At 59.6% G+C, this 22,457-nt stretch carries 21 protein-coding genes; 10 read left to right on the forward strand and 11 right to left on the reverse strand.

The features are described 5' to 3' along the window. Positions 1-48 precede the first annotated feature (48 nt). The 5 genes from NMB39_RS02225 to NMB39_RS02245 form a co-directional block, all read right to left on the reverse strand. Entirely contained in the window at positions 49-312 is a 264-nt protein-coding gene (locus tag NMB39_RS02225) for a hypothetical protein (protein WP_032879047.1), read from the reverse strand. 252 nt (positions 313-564) lie between these two features. Then, positions 565-1,041, reverse strand: coding sequence for a thioesterase family protein (locus tag NMB39_RS02230; RefSeq protein WP_494339655.1), 477 nt, complete (start codon positions 1,039-1,041; stop codon positions 565-567). Positions 1,042-1,084: 43 nt separating this feature from the next. Then, a complete protein-coding gene (locus NMB39_RS02235) occupies positions 1,085-2,050 on the reverse strand; it encodes an L-carnitine dehydrogenase (RefSeq protein ID WP_494339654.1) in 966 nt (321 codons plus the stop codon). 80 nt (positions 2,051-2,130) lie between these two features. Continuing rightward, the gene (gene cdhC, locus NMB39_RS02240; protein WP_494339653.1) at positions 2,131-3,018 is read right to left on the reverse strand and encodes a 3-dehydrocarnitine:acetyl-CoA trimethylamine transferase CdhC; all 888 of its coding nucleotides are present in this window, start codon (positions 3,016-3,018) and stop codon (positions 2,131-2,133) included. Between the two features lie 71 nt (positions 3,019-3,089). Beyond that, complete coding sequence (locus NMB39_RS02245; RefSeq protein ID WP_057022893.1) at positions 3,090-4,034, reverse strand: choline ABC transporter substrate-binding protein; 945 nt, start codon at positions 4,032-4,034, stop codon at positions 3,090-3,092. Between the two features lie 194 nt (positions 4,035-4,228). Between NMB39_RS02245 and NMB39_RS02250 the strand changes: the two genes are divergently transcribed. Continuing rightward, positions 4,229-5,173: a GlxA family transcriptional regulator gene (locus NMB39_RS02250; protein WP_198719718.1), complete on the forward strand. Its 945-nt coding sequence runs from the start codon at positions 4,229-4,231 to the stop codon at positions 5,171-5,173. 475 nt (positions 5,174-5,648) lie between these two features. After that, positions 5,649-5,924 (forward strand): hypothetical protein, encoded by a 276-nt coding sequence (locus NMB39_RS02255; protein ID WP_367235709.1) that lies wholly within the window; start codon positions 5,649-5,651, stop codon positions 5,922-5,924. Positions 5,925-5,931: 7 nt separating this feature from the next. On the opposite strand, the gene NMB39_RS02260 is transcribed toward NMB39_RS02255, so the two are convergent. Next, positions 5,932-6,348: a DUF3010 family protein gene (locus tag NMB39_RS02260; RefSeq protein ID WP_046069857.1), complete on the reverse strand. Its 417-nt coding sequence runs from the start codon at positions 6,346-6,348 to the stop codon at positions 5,932-5,934. A gap of 188 nt (positions 6,349-6,536) precedes the next feature. On the opposite strand from NMB39_RS02260, the gene NMB39_RS02265 reads away from it, so the two are divergent. Next, entirely contained in the window at positions 6,537-7,502 is a 966-nt protein-coding gene (locus tag NMB39_RS02265) for a tyrosinase family protein (protein ID WP_057022896.1), read from the forward strand. Positions 7,503-7,541: 39 nt separating this feature from the next. Here the strand turns inward: NMB39_RS02265 and NMB39_RS02270 are convergent, their stop codons facing one another. Continuing rightward, a complete protein-coding gene (locus NMB39_RS02270) occupies positions 7,542-7,943 on the reverse strand; it encodes a lysozyme inhibitor LprI family protein (protein WP_043046153.1) in 402 nt (133 codons plus the stop codon). Positions 7,944-8,161: 218 nt separating this feature from the next. On the opposite strand from NMB39_RS02270, the gene NMB39_RS02275 reads away from it, so the two are divergent. The 6 genes from NMB39_RS02275 (at position 8,162) to etfB (ending at position 15,941) form a co-directional block, all read left to right on the forward strand. Then, positions 8,162-9,139: a dipeptidase gene (locus NMB39_RS02275; RefSeq protein WP_014720245.1), complete on the forward strand. Its 978-nt coding sequence runs from the start codon at positions 8,162-8,164 to the stop codon at positions 9,137-9,139. A 77-nt stretch (positions 9,140-9,216) separates the two neighbouring features. Next, the gene (locus NMB39_RS02280; RefSeq protein ID WP_003194877.1) at positions 9,217-9,747 is read left to right on the forward strand and encodes a DUF5943 domain-containing protein; all 531 of its coding nucleotides are present in this window, start codon (positions 9,217-9,219) and stop codon (positions 9,745-9,747) included. Positions 9,748-9,763: 16 nt separating this feature from the next. Then, complete coding sequence (gene dgcA, locus NMB39_RS02285) at positions 9,764-11,824, forward strand: dimethylglycine demethylation protein DgcA (protein WP_124402142.1); 2,061 nt, start codon at positions 9,764-9,766, stop codon at positions 11,822-11,824. Positions 11,825-11,996: 172 nt separating this feature from the next. Beyond that, complete coding sequence (dgcB, locus tag NMB39_RS02290) at positions 11,997-13,940, forward strand: dimethylglycine demethylation protein DgcB (RefSeq protein ID WP_046069853.1); 1,944 nt, start codon at positions 11,997-11,999, stop codon at positions 13,938-13,940. Continuing rightward, on the forward strand, positions 13,940-15,160 hold the full coding sequence (gene etfA / locus NMB39_RS02295) for an electron transfer flavoprotein subunit alpha (RefSeq protein WP_367235710.1): 1,221 nt from the start codon (positions 13,940-13,942) through the stop codon (positions 15,158-15,160). Before dgcB ends, etfA begins: the two co-directional genes overlap by 1 nt. Positions 15,161-15,170: 10 nt before the next feature. Next, on the forward strand, positions 15,171-15,941 hold the full coding sequence (gene etfB, locus NMB39_RS02300) for an electron transfer flavoprotein subunit beta (RefSeq protein WP_057022898.1): 771 nt from the start codon (positions 15,171-15,173) through the stop codon (positions 15,939-15,941). A gap of 93 nt (positions 15,942-16,034) precedes the next feature. Here the strand turns inward: etfB and NMB39_RS02305 are convergent, their stop codons facing one another. Together NMB39_RS02305 and gbca are read right to left on the reverse strand one after the other, a co-directional pair. Continuing rightward, positions 16,035-17,546 (reverse strand): lytic polysaccharide monooxygenase, encoded by a 1,512-nt coding sequence (locus NMB39_RS02305; RefSeq protein WP_057022899.1) that lies wholly within the window; start codon positions 17,544-17,546, stop codon positions 16,035-16,037. Positions 17,547-18,218: 672 nt separating this feature from the next. Next, on the reverse strand, positions 18,219-19,514 hold the full coding sequence (gene gbca / locus NMB39_RS02310) for a glycine betaine monooxygenase oxygenase subunit (RefSeq protein ID WP_057022900.1): 1,296 nt from the start codon (positions 19,512-19,514) through the stop codon (positions 18,219-18,221). Between the two features lie 281 nt (positions 19,515-19,795). On the opposite strand from gbca, the gene gbcB reads away from it, so the two are divergent. After that, positions 19,796-20,896 (forward strand): glycine betaine monooxygenase reductase subunit, encoded by a 1,101-nt coding sequence (gbcB, locus tag NMB39_RS02315; protein ID WP_043046144.1) that lies wholly within the window; start codon positions 19,796-19,798, stop codon positions 20,894-20,896. A gap of 49 nt (positions 20,897-20,945) precedes the next feature. Here gbcB and NMB39_RS02320 read toward each other — a convergent pair whose 3' ends face one another. After that, entirely contained in the window at positions 20,946-21,146 is a 201-nt protein-coding gene (locus tag NMB39_RS02320) for a hypothetical protein (protein ID WP_367235711.1), read from the reverse strand. 182 nt (positions 21,147-21,328) lie between these two features. Next, a complete protein-coding gene (locus tag NMB39_RS02325; RefSeq protein ID WP_046069845.1) occupies positions 21,329-22,369 on the reverse strand; it encodes a threonine aldolase family protein in 1,041 nt (346 codons plus the stop codon). Positions 22,370-22,457 lie beyond the last annotated feature (88 nt).

Genomic DNA, 22,457 nt, shown 5'->3' on the forward strand with positions numbered 1-22,457 from the left:
TTGTGAACACAGTAAGGTGGGAGGGGGCTTGCCCCCGATAGCGGTCTGTCAGGCGCCCGAATTCTGTTTGAACTGCATCAAAGCCGGCAACAACTGCTTGTCGATCGCCTGCCTTACCGCCGGCAAAATCGTCGCACTGCCGCTGTACATCTTTTCAACCATACCCTTGAGCGCTTTGGCCCGCGCCTCGCTCAAACCGCGCACCGCACACTCGCAAGCCTGCTCGGCGGTGGTACCACTGGACACTTCAAAACCCAGCGAGCGTAGTTGGCTCAGCAGGTCATCCTGGTCAATCAAATCCGCGTGCATCATGACGTTCATCCTGGTGTAGGGAGCGGGAACTGACTTGGATTCTGGTAGGGCCCCGGCCGGTCGGCAAGGGCAGAATCAACGAATGGCTCGGATGGCTATGAACAGGTCGTTTTCGGGTCACTCACCCTTAGAAGGATTCGGCACACTCAATCCCAGGCACGCAGCTTGATGGTTTGGTCACCCTCGGGATGCACGGCTCACACAAGGCACTCTGCCCCGATCCAGTCACGGCTGGACCGGGGCTTTTTTTGCTCAGTTCCTGACCGGCAAACCGATGACGCGGCCGAGGAGGGCAGGTTTTGGCAGCTCGGCCTGTTCGGCGCTGATGGTCGTGAGTTTTTCCAGCGTGGCCGCAGTGAACGGCGCCGCGTGCGGGCCGGCGAGGTCAACGTGCAGCAACATCTGTTCGTTACCCGCCAGCTCGCGGTCTTCGCCCACTCGATACAGGCTGTGGTAGAGGTGCAGGCGCTTGGCGTCGTGGGCGATCAGTTGGGTACGCACCTGCACCTCGGCGTCGAGTTTCACTTCGTGCAGGTAGTTCAGGTGCAGCTCCAGGGTGAACAGCGAGCGGCCGCTGGCTTCACGGTTGTCGCTGTCCAGGCCCAGGGTGTCCATCAGCGCATCGGTGGCGTAGCTGAAAATCAGCAGGTAGAACGCGTCGCGCAGGTGGCCGTTATAGTCCACCCAATCGGGACGGATGCGAGTGGTGTAGGTGGTCAGTGCGGGCATGGCATAAATTCCGGTTATGAACTCGATCACATGTGGGAGAGGGTTATTCGGCGAAGGTCATACCGTGTTTGGCTTTAGTAACCTTGACGGCCTCCAGCACTGCCAGCAGACAATCATCACGATAGCGCTCCAGCGCCGAAATGCTGTGGCTGCTCAATTGGTCACGGGTGCCATCGACCACATCATCGATCAATTTGTCGGTCAGTTCAGGCGCAGGTAGATAAGTCCACGGCAACTGCAACGCCGGCCCGAACTGCGCCATGAAGTGGCGCATGCCGGCATCGCCGCCCGCCAGGGTGTAGGTGAGGAAGGTGCCCATGAACGACCAGCGCAAGCCGGCACCAAAGCGAATCGCGTCATCGATTTCGCCGGTGGTCGCCACGCCGTCATTGACCAGGTGCAGCGCCTCGCGCCACAGCGCTTCGAGCAAGCGGTCAGCGATAAACCCAGGCACTTCCTTGCGCACATGCAGCGGGCGCATGCCGAGGGATTCATACACCTTGATTGCAGCCTGGATCGCTTCGGGGGCGGTGTTTTTGCCGCCGACCACTTCCACCAGTGGCAGCAGGTAGACCGGGTTGAACGGGTGGCCGACGACGCAGCGTTCCGGGTGTGTGGAACCTTCGTAGAACTCACTCGGCAACAGCCCGGACGTGCTCGAACCGATCAGTGCATCAGGCTTGGCCGCCGCGCTGATCTGGCTGTGTAATTGCAGCTTCAGCTCCAGGCGTTCCGGAGCGCTTTCCTGGATGAAATCGGCGTCTTTGACGCATTCTTCGATGGTGCTCACAAAGCGCAGGCGGTCTTGAGATGCACCAGGCGCCAATCCTTGTTGCTCAAGGGCTCCCCAGGCGTTGGCGACGCGTTTGCGCAAGGCAATCTCGGCTCCGGGCGCCGGGTCCCAGGCCACTACGTCCAGGCCGTGGGCCAGGGCGCGGGATACCCAGCCGCTGCCGATTACACCGCTGCCCAGGGCAGCGAAGGTTTTGATTTCAGTAATAAAGCTCATTGGCGAATTTCCTGAAGTATTCAAGGTTCTGTTTTGGAATCAGCTCAATGTGGAAGGGGGCAAGCCCCCTCCCACATTTTTTAACCGCGTTTGGTCAGCCCCATCTTGATTCGGCCCTCGGCCGGGGTCATGACCCGTGCCCCCAGCCTGCTGAGGATTTCACTGGCGCGTTCCACCAGTTGACCATTGGTGGCGAGCACGCCTTTGTCCAGCCACAGGTTGTCTTCCAGACCGACCCGTACGTTGCCGCCCAGCAGCACCGCTTGCGCCGCCATCGGCATCTGCATGCGGCCAATCCCGAAGCCGGCCCACACCGCGTCGGCGGGCAGGTTGTCGACCATGGCTTTCATGGTGGTGGTGTCGGCCGGCGCGCCCCAGGGGATGCCCAGGCACAGTTGGAACAGCGGGTTATCGAGCAGGCCTTCCTTGATCATCTGCTTGGCAAACCACAAGTGGCCGGTGTCGAAGATTTCCAGTTCGGCCTTTACGCCCAGCGCCTGGATACGCTTGGCACCGGCCCGCAATTGTGCCGGGGTGGACACGTAAATCGTGTCGCCATCGCCGAAATTGAGGGTGCCGCAGTCCAGGGTGCAGATCTCCGGCAGCAGCTCCTCGACGTGGGCCAGACGGGTCAGCGGGCCGACCAGGTCGGTGTTGGGGCCGAATTCCATCGGGTTCTCGCCGCCACCGATTTCCAGGTCGCCGCCCATGCCGGCGGTGAGGTTGACGATGATGTCGATATCGGCCTCACGGATGCGCTCCATCACTTCGCGATACAGCGCCACGTCGCGGCTGAACTTGCCGGTTTGCGGATCGCGCACATGGCAATGCACCACGGTGGCGCCCGCCTTGGCCGCTTCTACGGCGGCGGCGGCGATCTGTTTGGGTGTGACCGGCACATGCGGGCTTCTGGCGGTCGTGTCGCCAGCACCGGTGAGTGCGCAGGTGATGATGACGTCGTGGTTCATGGGCGGTTCCTTACGGGCGTGGTGGTGCCGTTCGCAGCCGTGACGGGCTGCGAAGCGGTGATGAAAAAAGGTTATTGGTTGGTCAATTGCAGATTGGTCGCAGCCGGTTTGCCGTCAAAGGTGGTCACCCCTTCCAGCCAGCGCGCCTTGTCCTGCGGATGATCCTTGAGCCACTGCCTGGCGGACTCCAGGGCGTCCTTGTGATCCAGCAACGGCTGCATCATCCGGCTCTCGTCGGCGGCGGTGAACGTCAGGTTGGTCAGCAGTCTGTGCACGTTGGGGCACTGCTGGGCATAGGTCGGCGCGGTTACGGTCCAGACGGTGGCCTTGCCTTCGTTCGGGCCCAGGGCATCTTCGCTGCCGCTGAGGTAGGTCATCGCAACGTTGATGTTCATCGGGTGCGGCGCCCAACCGAAGAACACCACGGCTTCCTTGCGCCGCACGGCGCGGTCCACGGCGGCGAGCATGCCGGCCTCGCTGGACTCCACCAACTGGAACTTGCCCAGGCCGAACTGGTTCTTGGCGATCATCGCCTTGATCTGGGTGTTGGCGCCGGAGCCTGGCTCGATGCCGTAGATCTTGCCGCCCAGCTCTTTTTCGAACCTGGCGATGTCGGCAAAGGTTTTCAGCCCCTTGTCCGCCAGGTAGGTGGGCACCGCCAGGGTGGCGCGGGCGTCTTCCAGGCTGGGCTTGTCGAGGACCTTGACCTGCTTGGCATCGACGAACGGCGTGATGGTCTGGGTCATCAGCGGGTTCCAGTAGCCGAGGAACAGGTCCAGGCGCTGGTCGCGGATCCCGGCGAAGATGATTTGCTGGGAGGCGCTGGTTTGCTTGGTCTTGTAGCCGAGGCCGTCGAGCAGCACTTGAGTCATGGCGCTGGTGGCGATTACATCGGTCCAGTTCACCACGCCCATGCGCACGTTCTGGCAAGAAGCGGCGTCCGCTGCCATGACGTGGGTACTCAAAATAGCGCTGGCGCTGAGTGCAAGTGCACAGCGGCTGATCAGTCGGTTCATGGTGGATCCCTCGGCAGGTCGTTATTGTGGGTTCCGGCGTCTTTGTGCGCCGTGGCATCAAGTTACGCAGCTTGAGTGCCAACAAAACGCACGGCGGCGACCGACTCTTGCACTGCAGCGACCTGTGCTCTTGAATGGCTGGTTGAACTGGCGTATCACAGTGACCACGCTGCCCGTACTACGAGAGCGCCACCATGTCCCAGGATTTCTACTTCCTGCTGATGCCGGGTTTTTCGGCCATCGGCTTTATCTCCGCACTGGAACCGTTGCGGGTTGCCAACCGCTTTCGCGGAGAGCTGTACCGTTGGCATATATTGAGCGCCGATGGCGGCGCGGTGCTGGCGAGCAATGGCATGTCGGTCAACGCTGACGCCGCGCTGGAGCCGCTGAAAAAAGGCGCGACGTTATTGGTGGTGGCCGGCTTCGAACCTCTTCAGTTCGCCACTCCCTTGCTGGAACACTGGCTGCGCCGTCTCGATCATGACGGCGTAACCCTCGGCGCCATCGACACCGGTGCCTGCGTGCTGGCCGAGGCCGGCCTGCTCGATGGTCACCGCCTGACCTTGCACTGGGAAGCCATCGACGCCTTCAAGGAGTCCTATCCACACCTGAGCGTGACCCAGGAACTCTTCGAAATCGACCGCCGCCGCATCACCTGCGCCGGTGGTACGGCGTCCATCGACCTGATGCTCGACCTGATCGCCCAGGCCCACGGCCCGGAGTTGGCGATCCAGGTCTCGGAGCAATTCGTACTGGGGCGCATCCGCCCACGCAAAGACCACCAGCGCATGCAGATCGCCACGCGCTATGGCATCAACAACAAGAAGTTGGTGCAGGTGATTGGCGAGATGGAGCAACACACTGAACCGCCCCTGAGCACCCTGGCCCTGGCCGAGGCGATCAAGGTTACCCGGCGCCAGCTGGAACGGCTGTTTCGTCTGCACCTCAACGACACGCCGAGCAACTTCTACCTCGGCCTGCGCCTGGAGAAAGCCCGGAAACTGCTGCGCCAGAGCGGCATGAGTGTGCTGGAGGTGAGCATTGCGTGTGGGTTTGAGTCGCCGTCGTATTTCACCCGTAGCTATCGAGCCAGGTTTGCCAAGTGCCCGAGAGAGGATCGGCGACGGGAGATGGTTTGACGCGAATTATAGTCAATTATGGTGGTGACTATAATTGGATTCAGCGCTTGTGACGTGGTGTGTTTGGTTGTTACTGCAACGAAATTTCGGATAAGCCGGCGTAAAAAAACATTTGGTACGTGGGAATTTTCTTATTTTCTGTCGTTAACTACGACGTATAGAAAGTTGCTGCTAACGTCCTATGGGCTTGAAGTCGCTCTTGGCTCGGTGCTTTGAAAGTTAAGGCGCGTGTGCTGGGAGCGTCACTACTTAACCATAAGAGGTTGGCATGCTGAAAAAACTAGTTGCTGTGATTGTGTTCGTTTCTACCCCAGTTTGGGCTGCTCCGGCTCCGGCTCCGGCTCCGGCTCCGGCTCCGGCTCCGGCTCCGGCTCCGGCTCCGGCTCCGGCACCCTTCACCGGAGCCGATTACAGCGGGCGTTATGAATGTAACGGCCAGGATAAACATATTGGCAACTTCAAGGGTGTTGTCGATATGAAGCTCGACGCCAAGCAAAGCACTGGCAAGTACGCGGCTTACACCTTCACCCTGACCCTGGAGGACAAGTCCCGCTATGACGGCATGGCCGCCGGGACCGCAGATACGCTGGGCATCTACTTTGCCCATACTGACCCAGCCTTGAAAGACTTTGGCGTGGGCGTGGCACAAGTGACGCCAACCCCAGACGGTAAAGTGTCCTTCGTTAAGTATTATTACGGCCCTGAATACGAAGGCGGCGGGCACGGCCTGGAACACTGCGTCAAAAGCTGATGTGCGGTTATTTCTTCATCAGGCATGAGCAGGCTGTCTTATACGCCTCGTGCTGATACTTGTTGAGCGTCGCGGGCAGATCAAAGGTGTGCTTCTTGTTCTGTGCATTGATGGTCTGCGGCGACAGCAGCGTCACTTCAACGCCCTCCAGTAATTGAAACACCCCTTCAATCTTGAACGTCGTCGGCCCGCCGGCGAATTCACCTTTTTTGCTGCGCTTCTTGATCGCGATGCGCTGGATGCCGTTGTCCTGCACGAAGGCCTTTACCTGGGCGGCGAAGGCTTTGACGTTGGCTGCCTCATCGTCGTCATCGAGGGCGATTTTCTTGGTGGCCAGGGCGACGTGGGTCAGCGCCTGGTTGTCCAGGGCGGCGAGGGCGATGATGGCTTCGCTGCCTTTGATTTCGATGCCGCAGAGAGTCATGGACGTTGCCTTAAACGCGAGAAGAAGTCGTGCATGGTAACAGGCTCGGCGAGGTGCAGAGGTTTCGACCATTTGTCGGAGGTAGTGCCTGAACTGTCAGATCTGACAGTAGATCTTAGTGGGACCCGCATCTAGATTCGGGACAGGAGTTCTCGTAGCTCCACGCCTTCCTACAAAGGAGTTGCGCAATGAAGATACGTAAGGAAATTCGCACATTGAGCGGGCATGAGTGGATGGAATTTCTCAATGCGTTGTTGGCGGTCAAAGCCGCGAAAGAATACGACAAGTTTGTCCATTGGCACCACGCAGTAATGGTACCTACTGTTCATCCTCATGAACCCCAGGACCCCGACTATCGTAACGGTGCGCACTTGGGCCCTGCCTTTTTGCCTTGGCACCGTGAAATGTTGCTGCAGTTGGAAGCGGTCATTCTGCGCGTCACTCAAAAAGAAATAGCGATCCCTTACTGGGATTGGACATTGGACGCGGCAGAGCCCTGGATCTCACCGGTATGGGGGCTGATAGGCGGTAACGGTGATCCTAAAGATTACTTCAGGGTGCAAGATGGACCCTTTGCACACAAATTTAATAATTGGGACGTACCCGGGTATCCGCAAGACGGTCTACCAGAGCCGGGTCTGAAACGGCAGTTTGGGCAATGGGTCTTTACGTTGCCGACGCCTGACGATTTGAACAAGGCAATGAACGAAGAAATCTATGACGAGCCCTATTACAACGCCAGCCCGTTCAATCGAGGTTTTCGAAACCGTCTGGAAGGTTGGATTACCCAGAAGGGTGACCCGCAAGTCACCACCCCGGGTTCGCAGTTGCACAATCGAGTTCACCTGTGGATCGGTGGCAACATGCTGGCGATGACCTCACCTGAGGATCCGGTGTTTTTTCTGCATCACTGCTTCGTCGACAAGGTCTGGGCCGATTGGCAGGCGAAGATGGAGCTGGGTAAACCCACCCTGGCACCTCATTATTGTCCAATGGAGGGTGGTCCGCCTGGGCACAATTTCGATGACGTACTCAAACCCTGGACCAATCGTATCCGCGATGTAATGGATATCACCGCATTGGATTACGCCTACGATCCCAGCCCTCCATTGGTATTGCCCAAGCCCCGCTTCAAGTCACCCTTCATGACTTGAATGTAAGGGTGTCCCCCATGGCATGGCTGTGGGGGGCATTTACTCCTGCCCAATCGACTCCAAAAACTCCGACCGCTCATCACTCATCCGGGCCAGGCAATCATTCTGCGCAATCGCGTATTCCTTGCTGCCATTCACCGCCGGGAAGGTGTCCACCGCGCAATCGGCGTCACGCAGTTTTTCCCACTTCTGCTGGGCGTCCTTCAGACGAGCGGTAATGTCGGCCAGCTTGGTCTTGTCGCTGCCATAGATCGAACCCATGCGTTCCAGCAGGCCCTGGTAGTTATCCTTGAGCAGTTGCTCGGCAGTGGTTTTGTTGTAGGCGGCGCAGGCCAGGGTCTGTTTGTCGTTTTCGATGCCGTCGCACGGTGTGCTGTCGGTGTCTTCGGCTGCGTGGGCGGTGGTTGCGATGAGTGCCAAAGCCAGGAAAATCGATTTCATTGCGCCGTCTCATATCAGGTGATGCGCAATTCTGGCTCAAGCGTAAGACAAAGAACAGCCGCCCAGCAGGCATGTCTACATAGCCTTTGTCGCGGATTGACGCTTTCGGCAATTCCCCTGTCGTTTTTGCACTCGGCTCCGTCGATCCCTGGGCATATGCTGGCCCCAAAGCGCCGGCACACGATTCGGCGCATGAATCGCCAATAAGGGGACGCCTGATGAGCCCAGCCGAATTGCACGCCGACAGCATCGTTATCGACGGGCTGATCATTGCCAAGTGGAATCGCGACCTGTTCGAGGACATGCGCAAGGGGGGCCTGACCGCCGCCAACTGCACCGTGTCGGTGTGGGAAGGGTTCCAGGCCACGATTAATAACATTGTTGCCAGCCAGACCCTGATCCGTGAGAACAGCGACCTGGTGATCCCGGTAAAAACCACCGCCGACATCCGCCGCGCCAAGGAACAAGGCAAGACCGGCATCATCTTCGGCTTCCAGAATGCCCATGCGTTTGAAGACCAGCTCGGCTACGTGGAGATCTTCAAGCAGCTCGGCGTGGGGGTGGTGCAGATGTGCTACAACACCCAGAACCTGGTGGGCACCGGTTGCTACGAGCGCGATGGCGGCCTGTCAGGTTTCGGTCGCGAAATCGTCGGCGAGATGAACCGCGTGGGCATCATGTGCGACCTGTCACACGTCGGGTCCAAAACCTCCGAAGAGGTGATCCTCGAATCGAAAAAGCCGGTGTGTTATTCCCACTGCCTACCGTCGGGCCTCAAGGAGCACCCGCGCAACAAATCCGATGAAGAGCTCAAGTTCATCGCCGATCATGGCGGTTTTGTCGGCGTGACCATGTTCGCGCCGTTCCTGGCCAAAGGTATCGACTCGACCATCGACGACTACGCCGAAGCCATCGAATACACCATGAATATCGTCGGCGAAGACGCTATCGGCATCGGCACCGACTTCACTCAGGGCCATGGCCAGGATTTCTTCGAAATGCTCACCCATGACAAGGGCTACGCCCGCCGCCTGACCAGCTTCGGCAAGATCATCAACCCGCTGGGCATCCGCACCGTGGGCGAGTTCCCCAACCTCACCGAAACCCTGCTCAAGCGCGGCCACAGCGAGCGCGTAGTGCGCAAGATCATGGGCGAGAACTGGGTCAACGTGCTCAAGGACGTCTGGGGCGAATAAGCCACCGCTGACACTTCTTTTCCCCCGGCCATCCGACGGCGGGGGCATCAAAACAAATTTTCTGGAGTTAAGTTTCCATGGCCAAGATCGCCCCGCAATTGCCTATTGAAGTCGACAGCGAAACCGGTGTCTGGACCTCCGACGCCCTGCCAATGCTGTACGTGCCGCGGCATTTCTTCGTCAATAACCACATGGGTATCGAAGAAGTACTGGGCGCCGACGCCTATGCCGAAATCCTTTATAAGGCCGGCTACAAATCCGCCTGGCACTGGTGTGAAAAAGAAGCCGAATGCCACGGCCTGGAAGGTGTCGCGGTGTTCGAGCACTACATGAAGCGCCTGTCGCAACGCGGCTGGGGCCTGTTCAAGATCCAGGATATCGACCTGGATAAAGGCACCGCCAGCGTCAAGCTGGAGCACTCGGCGTTTGTCTATGTGTACGGCAAGGTCGGGCGCAAGGTGGACTACATGTTCACCGGCTGGTTTGCCGGTGCCATGGACCAGATTCTGCAAGCGCGCGGCAGCAACATCCGCACCGTGGCCGAACAAGTCTATGGAGGCTCCGAAGAGGGCCATGACGACGGGCTGTTCACCGTCAAGCCGTTGTAAGTCGAGGAACCCTGCCATGGCTTTCGAAGCAATGTTCGCGCCGATCCAGATCGGCAAACTGACCATCCGCAACCGCGTGCTCAGTACCGCCCACGCCGAGGTGTATGCCACCGACGGCGGCATGACCACCGACCGCTATGTGAAGTACTACGAAGAAAAAGCCAAGGGCGGTATCGGCCTGGCGATCTGCGGCGGTTCCTCGGTGGTGGCCATCGACAGCCCCCAGGAGTGGTGGAGCTCGGTGAACCTGGCTACCGACCGCATCATCCCGCACTTTCAGAACCTGGCCGACGCCATGCACAAGCATGGCGCCAAGATCATGATCCAGATTACCCACATGGGCCGTCGCTCGCGTTGGGACGGCTTCAACTGGCCGACCCTGATGTCGCCATCCGGCGTACGTGAGCCGGTGCACCGTGCCACCTGCAAGACCATCGAACCGGAAGAAATCTGGCGCGTGATCGGCAACTACGCCCAGGCTGCGCGGCGTGCCAAGGCCGGTGGCCTGGACGGTGTGGAATTGTCTGCGGTGCACCAGCACATGATCGACCAATTCTGGAGCCCGCGGGTCAACAAGCGTACCGATGAATGGGGCGGTAGCTTCGAAGGGCGCATGAAGTTCGGCCTGGAAGTCTTGAAAGCCGTGCGTGCAGAAGTCGGTGATGACTTCTGCGTGGGTATGCGCCTGTGCGGTGACGAGTTCCATCCGGACGGCCTGTCCCATGAGGACATGAAGCAGATCGCCAAGTATTACGACGACACCGGCATGCTCGATTTCATCGGCGTAGTGGGCTCGGGTTGCGACACCCACAACACCTTGGCCAACGTGATTCCCAACATGAGTTATCCACCGGAGCCATTCCTGCACCTGGCCGCCGGTATCAAGGAAGTGGTCAAGGTTCCGGTGCTGCACGCGCAGAACATCAAGGACCCAAACCAGGCCACGCGCATTCTGGAAGGCGGCTATGTGGACATGGTCGGTATGACCCGTGCGCACATCGCCGACCCGCACCTGATCGCCAAGATCAAGATGGGCCAGATCGACCAGATCAAGCAGTGCGTCGGCGCCAACTATTGCATCGATCGCCAGTACCAGGGCCTGGATGTGCTGTGCATCCAGAACGCCGCGACGTCCCGTGAATACATGGGCGTGCCGCACATCATCGAAAAATCCACCGGACCCAAACGCAAAGTCGTGGTGGTCGGTGCCGGCCCGGCCGGGATGGAAGCTGCGCGGGTCGCCGCCGAACGTGGCCACGATGTGACCCTGTTGGAGAAGAAGGAATTTATCGGCGGGCAGATCACCACTGCCTCGAAAGCCCCGCAACGCGACCAGATCGCCGGTATCACTCGTTGGTACCAACTGGAGCTGGCGCGCTTGAAAGTCGACCTGCGCCTGGGCGTGGCGGCGGATGCCGAGACCATCCTGGACCTGCGTCCGGATGTAGTAGTGCTGGCTGTCGGCGGGCATCCGTTCATCGAGCAGAACGAACACTGGGGCGCCGCCGAAGGTTTGGTGGTGAGCAGTTGGGATGTACTCGATGGCAAAGTCGCGCCAGGCAAGAACGTGCTGGTGTACGACACCATCTGTGAATTCACCGGCATGTCGGTGGCCGACTTCCTGGCCGACAAAGGTTGCCAGGTGGAAATCGTCACCGATGACATCAAACCCGGCGTGGCAGTTGGCGGTACGTCGTTCCCGACTTACTACCGCAGCATGTACCCCAAGGAAGTGATCATGACCGGCGACATGATGCTGGAAAAGGTCTATCGCGAGGGCGACAAGCTGGTGGCTGTGCTGGAGAACGAATACACCGGCGCCAAAGAGGAACGGGTGGTCGACCAGGTGGTGGTGGAGAACGGCGTACGTCCGGACGAAGCCATCTACTACGGGCTCAAGGAAGGGTCGCGCAACAAGGGCCAGATCGACGTCGAAGCCCTGTTCGCGATCAAGCCGCAGCCGTGCCTGAGCGAGGCGGGCGAGGGGTACTTGCTGTTCCGCATCGGTGACTGTGTGGCGCAGCGTAATACCCACGCTGCGATCTATGACGCCCTGCGCCTGTGCAAGGATTTCTGACCCGACACCGAACCAATGTGGGACTGGGTCCAAATGTGGGAGGGGGCTTGCTCCCGATAGCGATGGGTCAGCTACAACAGTATCAACTGACACTCCGCCATCGGGAGCAAGCCCCCTCCCACATTCAAGGCCAGTTTCACAGTAGACCTGTGTGGTCTGTGGGAGCTTCATCATGTTGAACACCTTGCTGCCAATCCTCTTGTTTGCTGCCCTGGGCCTTGCGGTCCTTGGCGCCCTGCGCCGCATGAACATGTGGCGTCGTGGCCGTGCATCCAAAGTCGACTTGCTCGGCGGCCTGCTGGCCATGCCCAAGCGCTACATGGTCGACTTGCACCACGTGGTCGCCCGCGACAAATACATCGCCAACACCCACGTCGCCACGGCGCTGGGCTTTGTGCTGTCGGCACTGCTGGCCATTCTCGTACATGGCTTTGGCCTGCATAACCGTATCCTCGGCTATGCCCTGCTGCTGGCCTCGGTGCTGATGTTCGTTGGCGCCACCTTCGTCTACCTGCGTCGTCGCAATCCGCCGGCGCGCCTGTCCAAGGGCCCGTGGATGCGCCTGCCGAAAAGCCTGATGGCTTTCTCGGTGAGCTTCTTCCTGGTGACCTTGCCGGTGGCCGGGATCCTGCCAGCGGACTTCGGCGGTTGGCTGCTCGCTGCGCTATTGAGCGTGGGCGTGCTGTGGGGCGTGTCCGAGATGTTTTTTGGCATGACCTGGGGCGGGCCAATGAAGCACGCCTTCGCCGGTGCCCTGCACCTGGCCTGGCACCGTCGCGCCGAGCGCTTTGGCGGTGGCCGCTCCACGGGGTTGAAACCCCTGGATCTCAGCGATAAATCTGCACCGCTGGGTGTGGAAAAACCCAAGGATTTCACCTGGAACCAACTGCTTGGTTTCGACGCCTGCGTACAGTGCGGCAAATGCGAAGCGGCGTGCCCGGCCTTTGCTGCCGGCCAGCCGCTGAACCCGAAAAAGCTGATCCAGGACATGGTGGTCGGCCTGGCCGGCGGCACCGATGCCAAGTTCGCCGGCAGCCCGTATCCGGGCAAACCCATAGGCGAGCATGGCGGCAATCCTCATCAACCGATCGTCAACGGCCTGGTGGACGCCGAGACGTTGTGGTCGTGCACCACCTGCCGCGCCTGCGTGGAAGAGTGCCCGATGATGATCGAGCACGTGGATGCCATCGTCGACATGCGCCGTCACCTGACCCTGGAAAAAGGCGCCACGCCGAACAAGGGCGCCGAAGTCCTGGAAAACCTGATCGCCACCGATAACCCAGGCGGCTTCGCACCTGGCGGCCGCCTGAACTGGGCCGCGGACTTGAACCTGCCGCTGCTCAGCGACAACGGCAGCTGCGAAGTGCTGTTCTGGGTCGGTGACGGTGCCTTCGACATGCGCAACCAACGAACCCTGCGCGCATTCGTCAAAGTGCTGAAAGCCGCCAAGGTTGACTTCGCGGTACTCGGCCTGGAGGAGCGCGACAGCGGCGACGTTGCGCGGCGCCTGGGCGATGAAGCCACGTTCCAGCTGTTGGCTACGCGCAATATCCAGACCCTGGCCAAGTACAGCTTCAAGCGCATCGTCACCTGTGACCCCCACAGTTTCCATGTGCTGAAAAACGAGTACGGTGCGTTCAACGGCAATTATCTCGTGCAACACCACAGCACTTTCATGGCCGAACTGATCGGCGACGGCGCGCTGAACCTGGGCCAGCACAAGGGCAATAGCGTGACCTACCACGACCCTTGCTACCTGGGCCGCTACAACGGCGAATACGAGGCACCGCGCCAAGTGCTGCGGGCGTTGGGGATCGAGGTCAAGGAAATGCAACGTTCGGGCTTCCGTTCGCGCTGCTGCGGTGGCGGTGGCGGCGCGCCGATCACCGATATTCCCGGCAAGCAACGTATCCCGGATATGCGCATGGATGACATCCGCGAAACCGGTGCCGAGCTGGTGGCTGTAGGTTGCCCGCAATGTACGGCGATGCTTGAGGGCGTGGTCGAACCACGCCCATTGATCAAAGACATCGCGGAGCTGGTGGCCGACGCTTTGCTTGAGGACCCGGCACCGGTCAAGACCCCGATCAAACGTGAACCTGCGGAGGTGCACTGATGAGCGACATTATCCGCCGCGACCCACGGGCCGAATGGATCGCCCGTAACCGCCTGCACCCGCTGCATGCGGCCATGCAGCCGGTACAACACAGTTGGATGGGCCCTAACGGGATCATCCGCAAGAATGTGCATGGCGTCGGTTTTATCGGCCCCAACGGCATCAAGCGTATCGACCGCAGCGGCGCCCAGCAGGGTGGTGCGGCCAAGCGCACGGCAGCAGTGGAAGTGCAATTGCCACTGCATCAGGTGCAAGCGCCTGCGTTCTACGTCAACGTGGTGCCGGACATGGTCGGTGGCCGCCTGAGCAGCCACGACCGTGACTTGCTCGGCCTGGCGCGACAACTGGCCGGCAGCGACGGCGCAGTACTGGCGGTGGTATTCGGCGAACCCAAGGAAGCTGGATTTTCCACCGCCGGTGTCGACCGCCTGCTGGTGTTGGAGGGCCATGAATTCGACGGTTACTCACCCGAGCAACGTGTGCAGGGGCTGCGTGCTGTGGATAACCAGTTCAACCCGCGTCATTGGCTGCTGCCGGACAGCCGCAGTGGCGGTGGCGAGTTGGGCCGGCGCTTTGCCGCCAGCCTCAAGGAACGCCCCGCCACGCGGGTGTGGCAAATCAAGGATCAGACCTGCATCGGCCGTGCCGGCGCAGGTCAGGAAGACTTGGCCCGACCACTGCCACGCCTGATTCTGGCTGCTGCCGAATGTGCCGACCCGGTCAGCGATACTCGCCATGAAGTGTTGCCCGTGGAGTTATCCACAAGCCTGGCGCGCAGCCTGCCACGCATCGAAGATCTCGGCGCGGTAGCGGTGGACCCGGCGGCGATTCCGATGGCCGAGGCCGAGTTCATTTTCTCCGGCGGTAACGGCGTGAAGGACTGGGCGCTGTTCCACCAGACCGCCGCGGCCCTGGGCGCCACCGAAGGCGCCTCGCGGGTGGCAGTGGATGATGGCTTCATGGCGCGTGATCGGCAGGTCGGTGCCAGCGGCACCTGGGTCACGGCAAGGGTGTATGTGGCCGTGGGTATCTCCGGGGCGATCCAGCACCTGCAAGGCATCGGTACCTGCGACAAGGTGGTGGCAATCAACCTCGACCCGGGTTGCGACATGATCAAGCGTGCCGACCTGTCGGTAATCGGCGAGAGCGCCGCGATTCTGCAAGCCTTGATCGATGCGGTCGAGGCCTACCGCAACGGCGCCAAGCGCGATGCAGCTTAGGGACATGACCATGACAAGCAATGTTATCAGCCTGGTATCCATCGGCGCCCACCCCACTTCCGGGCGTCCGCGCCGTGCGGAGCAGGATGCGCGTGCCGTCGAGCTGGGCCTGCAAATGGCTGGGGATAAGTTGCAGGTGCTGCACGCCGGCAACATCGCTGAACCGACCCTGCGCAGCTACCTGGGCATGGGCCTGGCGCAACTGCAGGTACTGGAGCAACCGCCAGGCTCCGATGCCTTGCCGATACTCAGTGAGTATCTGCGCGATGCCGGTGCCCAAGTGGTACTCACCGGCAGCCAGGCCGAAACCGGTGAAGGCTCGGGCATGCTGCCGTTCCTGTTGGCCGAACAATTGGGTTGGCCGCTGATTGTAGGGTTGGCCCAGGTGGAATCCATCGAGGCTGGCGTGGCGCATGTGCTGCAAGCGTTGCCCCGTGGCCAGCGGCGCCGCCTGAAGGTGCGCCTGCCATTTCTCGCGACAGTGGATAACGCCGCACCCAAACCACGCCAAAGCGCCTACGGCCCGGCGCAGCGCGGGGAGCTGGCGGCCCATGAAGTCGAGATCGAACAGGATGAGTTATTCACAGGGGCGCAGCTGCAACCAGCCAAGCCGCGACCCAAGCGGCTCAAGGTTATCAAGGCCAAGAGCGGCGCCGACCGCATGAAGGCAGCCACGGCCAAGGCCAGCGGTGGCGGCGGACGAGTGCTCAAGGGCGTCAGCGCTGAAGAGGGCGCCCAGGCGATTCTCCAATTATTGCTTGAGGAGGGCGTGGTTCGCTGAGCAGTGGGGGGAACGCAGGTGCCGCATTCAAGTGATACAGGGCAAAAAAACGCCGCACGGTCTGTGCGGCGTAGTGAGGCGGGGATACGTGTCTTATTGCTCGTCCCACGCCTCTTGCCAAGCCAGGCCCGCGCCGGGCTCGTAATATCGTGGCGACCCTGAGCACCACGGGGCGTGTTTGCACTTATAATTTTTACCCTGATGGGAGTAGGTTTTGCCCGCTTCGTGTAGACCTTCCGGCACATAGGGCGGGTACTGTCCAGGGTCTGCGGGGAGAACGGTAAAGCCAAATTCAGCCGTGTCGGTTTTGCCATTTTCCTGGTCTTTAACCGTCAGCCTTGCCTTGAGCGGTGTCGGTTCGGAAACCATCTGGGCTTTGCCGCTGACGGTCGCGGCGTCTTCTGCGCCAGTCATGCCCGGAACTGCCCACTCATAACGCACAGGGCCGTTGGCGCCAGTCGATTGCGTACCGCTGAACGTAAAGGCTTGCCCCGATTTCAGGGATGTCGGGCCGGTGATGCGTGCCACCGGTGGCGCCGGATCCACCGGGCCTGGATCTTGCCCGGCAATAATCGACATCGCCTGGCTGTAATCTTTTACCGTGGCAAACGTCGCGTTGATCAGCGGGTTTTGCTGGTTGAACACGATATCCTGGCCATGTCGCTCGCCAATTCTGGCAATGGCAGGATCGACTTTATCGGCTATTTCCTTGCCCCATTTGGCGGGCGCTAAATTAGCCGTGGTGATCTTATGGGTGATATCCACCAGCTCCTTTCTCTCCCCTTTGTTATCAAAGATGCGGAAGTGTACGGAGTCGCCTGGCTTCAGGGTCTGCATCTCGGCGGCGATAAACGTGCCGATATTGTGAAATTGCTCGGGTATGCTTCCTCCCTGGAAACTCACATCCGCACACGAGATGAAAAACTCTCCATTCGGGTCATTCCTTACCCAAATACCGACGATCAGGCCGTTACCCGATAGGCCCGTTGGAATCGTTCTGGTAATTTCGAAGAAACCTGCTGCCCCCGCTATCTTGGGTGGCGTCTGCCAGTCTGTCCTGGCGACAGTGAACGTCTCGACCTGGCCCAACTGCACCAGATCGCTCCATTTCAGCGTGTCAGTGGCCGTATTGAAGCCGGCCCTGCTGACAAAAGCATAAAACTTGCTGGGCACGTGGGGAGCCGTACCGATCAGACGCATGGTCAATGAATGGCCGGGAATGACATCCGCCTTGGTCCAGTAGGGCGTAGGTTGGTCCAGGCTGGCTTTTCTAGGGTCATTCGCAGAACAGATCAGTCCATCCTTGATCACGGCCTTGATCTGATCCAGCGAGGGATTGTTGATGCCAGGAATATGAGCGACTTCATTCCATTGTTGGGCTGCAAATACTTTTCCGGCGGGGGTGTTGAATATCCTGGCGGATTCTCGGCAACCCCTGTCGACGATGGAGGAGCCATCCTCGGATTGCCAGTAGCCCCCGGTTGCCTGGCAGTTCACTGCGCGTGACGGCGGAATGTCCAGCGCCCCGTGCGTCCACCCTACAAGCGGTAGCAGAGACATTGCTGCCAGCGCCCATGTGCCAAGTTTTTTCGTGAGTATATTCATGCTCGCGCTCCTTCAATTCAGATAGGTAAGTTCCGAACTGCTGGAACGATCGATGTGTGCACCAACTCCTGCGCCATTGGTTCAATGGCTGCCCAATGAGTGTAGATGAGCTGCGAGACAGAGGGCGTTTTGTACAACGCATCGAGCAATAATTTTTACCCACAAACGCTGTGAGCCTGGCTGTGGGTAAGATGTTCGTTGTTGGCTACAGGCCTTATATAACAAGGGCTTGGCTGAGATGGTCGAAATTTAACCAGATGCGCTTTTTTGCCCACTGAAAACGCTGGACAGCCCAATTCATGAGGCTTTGGCATGGTTTTCCACAGCACTGCGAAAGTTGCCCCCAAAGTCTGTTGGTGGTTCTGTGGATAAGGTGTTCGCGTACCTCTGAAAGCCACGTGGATCAATGGTTTCAAAGGGTTGATCAATAAGTGATCAGGTGTTGTGTGAACTCGGAAAAATGAATAAGTCACGGATTTTCTTGATTTAATTTGGGCTGCACCAGGCACTTGCCCACAATAGCTGTGGGTGCCTCTGTGGATAAGTTGTTGGGCGAACGCTGGAGGCCCCAACCGCAGAGGGCTTGGCTATTGTTGGTCAAATTTTGAACGGCTCGGATTTTAATGTGAGAGGGGGCAAGCTCCCTCCCACATTTGATCTACGGCGTGTCAGTTACTCGTGTGCTGCCACACCTTTGAGGTACGGCGCTGGAGCGGCGCCCAGGTTGTTCAACATGCGCTCGCTGTACCAATCCACAAAATTCACCACGCCAAACTCATAGGTCTTGGAGTATGGGCCAGGCTGGTAAGCGGTGGAGTTGATGCCGCGTTGGTTCTCTTCGGCCAGCCGACGGTCCTGGTCGTTGGTGGCGTCCCACACCTGGCGCATGCGCTCCACGTCGTAGTCCACGCCTTCCACGGCGTCCTTGTGCACGATCCACTTGGTAGTGACCATGGTTTCCTGGGCGCTGATCGGCCACACGGTGAACACAATGATGTGATCGCCCATGCAGTGGTTCCAGGAGTGGGGCAGGTGCAGGATGCGCATCGATCCCAAGTCCGGGTTCTTGATACGGCCCATGAGCTTGGCGCAGCCCTGTTTGCCGTCGAGCGTCATGGACACGGTGCCCTTGAGCAACGGCATGCGCACGATACGGTTGCGCAGGCCGAAACTGGCGTGGGCGTAAGGAATCTTCTCGGCATCCCAGGCGGCGGCGGAAGCGGCCACATGGTCCTTGAAAGCTTGGTCGGCGCGAGGGTCGGTGACGTCGTCCCACTCCAGCAGGGTTTTCAGCAGTTCGGGGTGCGACGCGTTGCAGTGGTAGCACTCGCGGTTGTTTTCCAGCACCAGTTTCCAGTTGGCCTTTTCGAACAAGGTGGTCTGGATCGCCACCTTGGTGTTTTCCATGTCGTAGGGTTCCATGTAGTGATTCAGGGTCGACAGAAAGTCATCGATGGCCGGCGGGTTCTCGGCCAGGCTGATAAAGATGTAGCCGCCGGCAGTCTTCACGTTCACCGGCTTGAGGCCGTACTGCTTCATATCGAAATCGGCGCCCATCTCGGTGCCGGCGAACAGCAGGCGGCCGTCCAGCTCGTAGGTCCACTGGTGGTAATGGCAGACCAGCTTGGCGACCTTGCCCTTGTCGCTGGTGCACAAGCGTGAGCCACGGTGGCGGCAGACGTTGTGGAACGCATGCACCACACCGTCGGCGCCACGGATCACGATGATCGGGTTCTTGCCCACTTGCAGGGTCAGGTAGTTGCCCTTGGTAGGGATTTCGCAGGTCATGCCGGCGATCAACCACTCTTTCTGGAAGATCTCCTGCATGTCGATATCAAACAACCGCTCATCAGAGTAAAACGGCTGCGGCAGTGAAAAGGTGCGCTCGCGCTCGTGCAGCATTTGCGCGGTGGCCTTGCGTGCGGGTTCCAGCGGATCGCCCAAGCTTAAGGTTGCGGTGACGTCCATCGTATGTGTCCTCGTGGCCATTCTGTGTGGCCGGGATAAGTGGCTACGGTTGTTGCGTTGCAAGGCGTAAAGAAAGCGTCTTTGTTGGGAGCGAGTGTGGGCCCGGCGTTGCGTCGAACCTTATCCGTGGGCGACATGGCCCAATCTGATCCCGACGCGCAACCCCCGGTAGTTGGGGGCTGGTCGCCGTAAGTATGTGAATGTCGCAGATAGGTAAATGGGTGGCCCCGGCGTTACGCAGAATCGCCACCATAAGGCCGACGTCGGCGGTGGAGAACAACATGTCTAGCAATTTCCTGAATCCGGTAACCACCCAGACCTGGGCCAATGGTCGACACATCGTCCGTTGCGTCAAAGTCATCCAGGAAACCTGGGACGTGCGCACCTTCTGCTTCATGGCTGACCAGCCGATCCTGTTCTTTTTCAAGCCCGGGCAATTCGTCACCCTGGAGCTGGAGATCGAAGGCCAGCCGATCATGCGCTCGTACACGATTTCCAGTTCGCCCTCGGTGCCCTACAGCTTTTCGGTGACCATCAAGCGCGTACCGGGCGGCAAGGTCTCCAACTGGCTGCACGACACGCTGCATGAAGGGCAGGAGCTGGCGGTGCACGGCCCGGTGGGGCTGTTCAATGCCATCGACTTTCCCAGCCCGAAAGTGCTGTACCTCAGCGGCGGCGTCGGTATCACCCCAGTCATGTCCATGGCCCGTTGGTTCTACGACACCAACGCGAATGTCGACATGACCTTTGTTCACAGCGCCCGCTCGCCCAAGGACATCATCTACCACCGCGAGCTGGAACATATGGCGTCGCGGATCGACAACTTCAGTCTGCATCTGATCTGCGAAAAGCATGGTCTGGGAGAGCCTTGGGCCGGGTACCGTGGTTACCTGAACCACAAGATGCTGGAACTGATGGTGCCGGACTTCCTCGAGCGCGAAGTGTTCTGCTGCGGCCCGACGCCCTACATGAGCGCGGTGAAGCGCCTGCTCGAAGCCGCTGGTTTCGATATGGCGCGCTATCACGAAGAGTCCTTTGGCGCGACCCCGCCGGAAGCGCGGGCCGATGCAGTGGAGCAAGCCGAGCAAGCGGCGGATGCGCCGGAGATCGACTTGGCGGATCTTCACCAGGTGGAGTTCATTGCCTCCGGCAAGAGCATCCGTGTGGCACCGGGTGAAACGGTGCACGCCGCGGCCGCCAAGCTCGGCCTGCTGATTCCCAAGGCCTGTGGCATGGGCATCTGCGGGACATGCAAGGTGATGAAGCTGGGCGGCGAGGTGGAGATGGAGCACAACGGCGGGATCACCGAGGAAGACGAAGCTGAGGGCTATATCCTGTCGTGCTGCAGTGTGCCGAAGGGGGATGTGCGCATCGAGTTTTAAGACAGTTGATTGTTCCCACGCTGAGCGTGGGAACAATCAGGGTTAATGATTATTGAGCGTAGATATGAACCACGAAGTGTTGGCCTGATGCTGTCAATTCATAGACTTTGTCGTAGATCCTCAGCGTCCTCGAGGGTTCACGGATGGTGTCCCCGACTTTGGCGTACTTCCTGAACTCATCCCAATCAATCACCGTGGTGCTGATAGTGCCATCGCTCTGAAGAGTGTTGCTGTTGCTTTGATATTCCATGGTTTGGCTCTCTGCTGGATTTCCGTTTCCGGCCGATTGTTCGGCAGGCAGTTGTCCCCGTAAGGCGGCCTCTGCAGCGGCTTTTCCTTGCGGGTAACAAGAGGCTAGACAATAAAATCCAACTGCGTGCCTGTCAGAAATATCAAAAAACAGTCTCGGCACTCCGCCAGTATTCGTTAGCTTCAGGCCCCCATCACTGTCCGAATATCCGCAGCCAATTCTCTTACACGCTCCTCCTCGGTATCCCACGCACACATGAAGCGCGCACCACCTTTGCCGATGAAGGTGTAGAAGCGCCAGCCCTTGGCCGTCAACGCCGCAATGGCCGGTTCCGAGAGCTGCAGGAACACGCCGTTGGCCTGTACCGGGAACATCAGTTCCACGCCGGGGATGTCTGATACCAGGCTGCTCAGCAGTTGCGCACAGTGATTGGCATGGCGTGCATGCTTGAGCCAGGCATCGTTTTCCAGCAGGCCCACCCAGGGGGCCGACAGAAAGCGCATCTTCGACGCCAGCTGGCCAGCCTGCTTGCAGCGGTAATCGAAGTCTTCAGCCAGCTTATGGTTGAAGAACAGGATCGCTTCACCTACCGCCATGCCGTTCTTGGTACCGCCAAAGCACAGCACGTCCACACCGGCTTTCCAGGTCAGGTCAGCCGGTGAGCAACCGAGGAACGCACAGGCGTTGGAGAAGCGCGCGCCGTCCATGTGCAGGTTCAGGCCCAGTTCCTTGCAGGTGGCGCTGATGGCGCGGATTTCTTCCGGGGTGTAGACGCTGCCGACTTCGGTGGCCTGGGTCAGGGTGACCACGCGCGGCTTGGGGTAGTGGATGTCCTGGCGCTTGAGGGCGATCTCGCGGATCGATTCCGGAGTCAGCTTGCCGTTTTCAGTGCGGGCGGTGAGCAGCTTGGAACCGTTGGAGAAGAACTCTGGCGCGCCGCATTCGTCGGTTTCGACGTGGGCGGTTTCCGAGCAAATCACGCTATGGTAGCTCTGGCACAGCGAGGAGAGCGCCAGGGAGTTGGCTGCCGTACCGTTGAAGGCAAAGAATACCTCGCAGTCGGTCTCGAACAGATTGCGGAAACCGTCAGCGGCACGGTGGGTCCATTCATCATCGCCGTAGGCGCGTTGATGGCCGTGGTTGGCTTGTTCCATGGCGGCCCAGGCTTCCGGGCAGATGCCGGAATAGTTGTCACTGGCAAATTGTTGGCTCTTGTCGGTCATGGCCCATTCCTGTGGTCGATGTTGGTGCGCACTTTAACCAAGATTGTGAGGAGGGCGCACGCCCTGTAAATGCAAAGTCACTGGGGAA

The organism is Pseudomonas sp. FBCC-B545 (assembly GCF_059134095.1).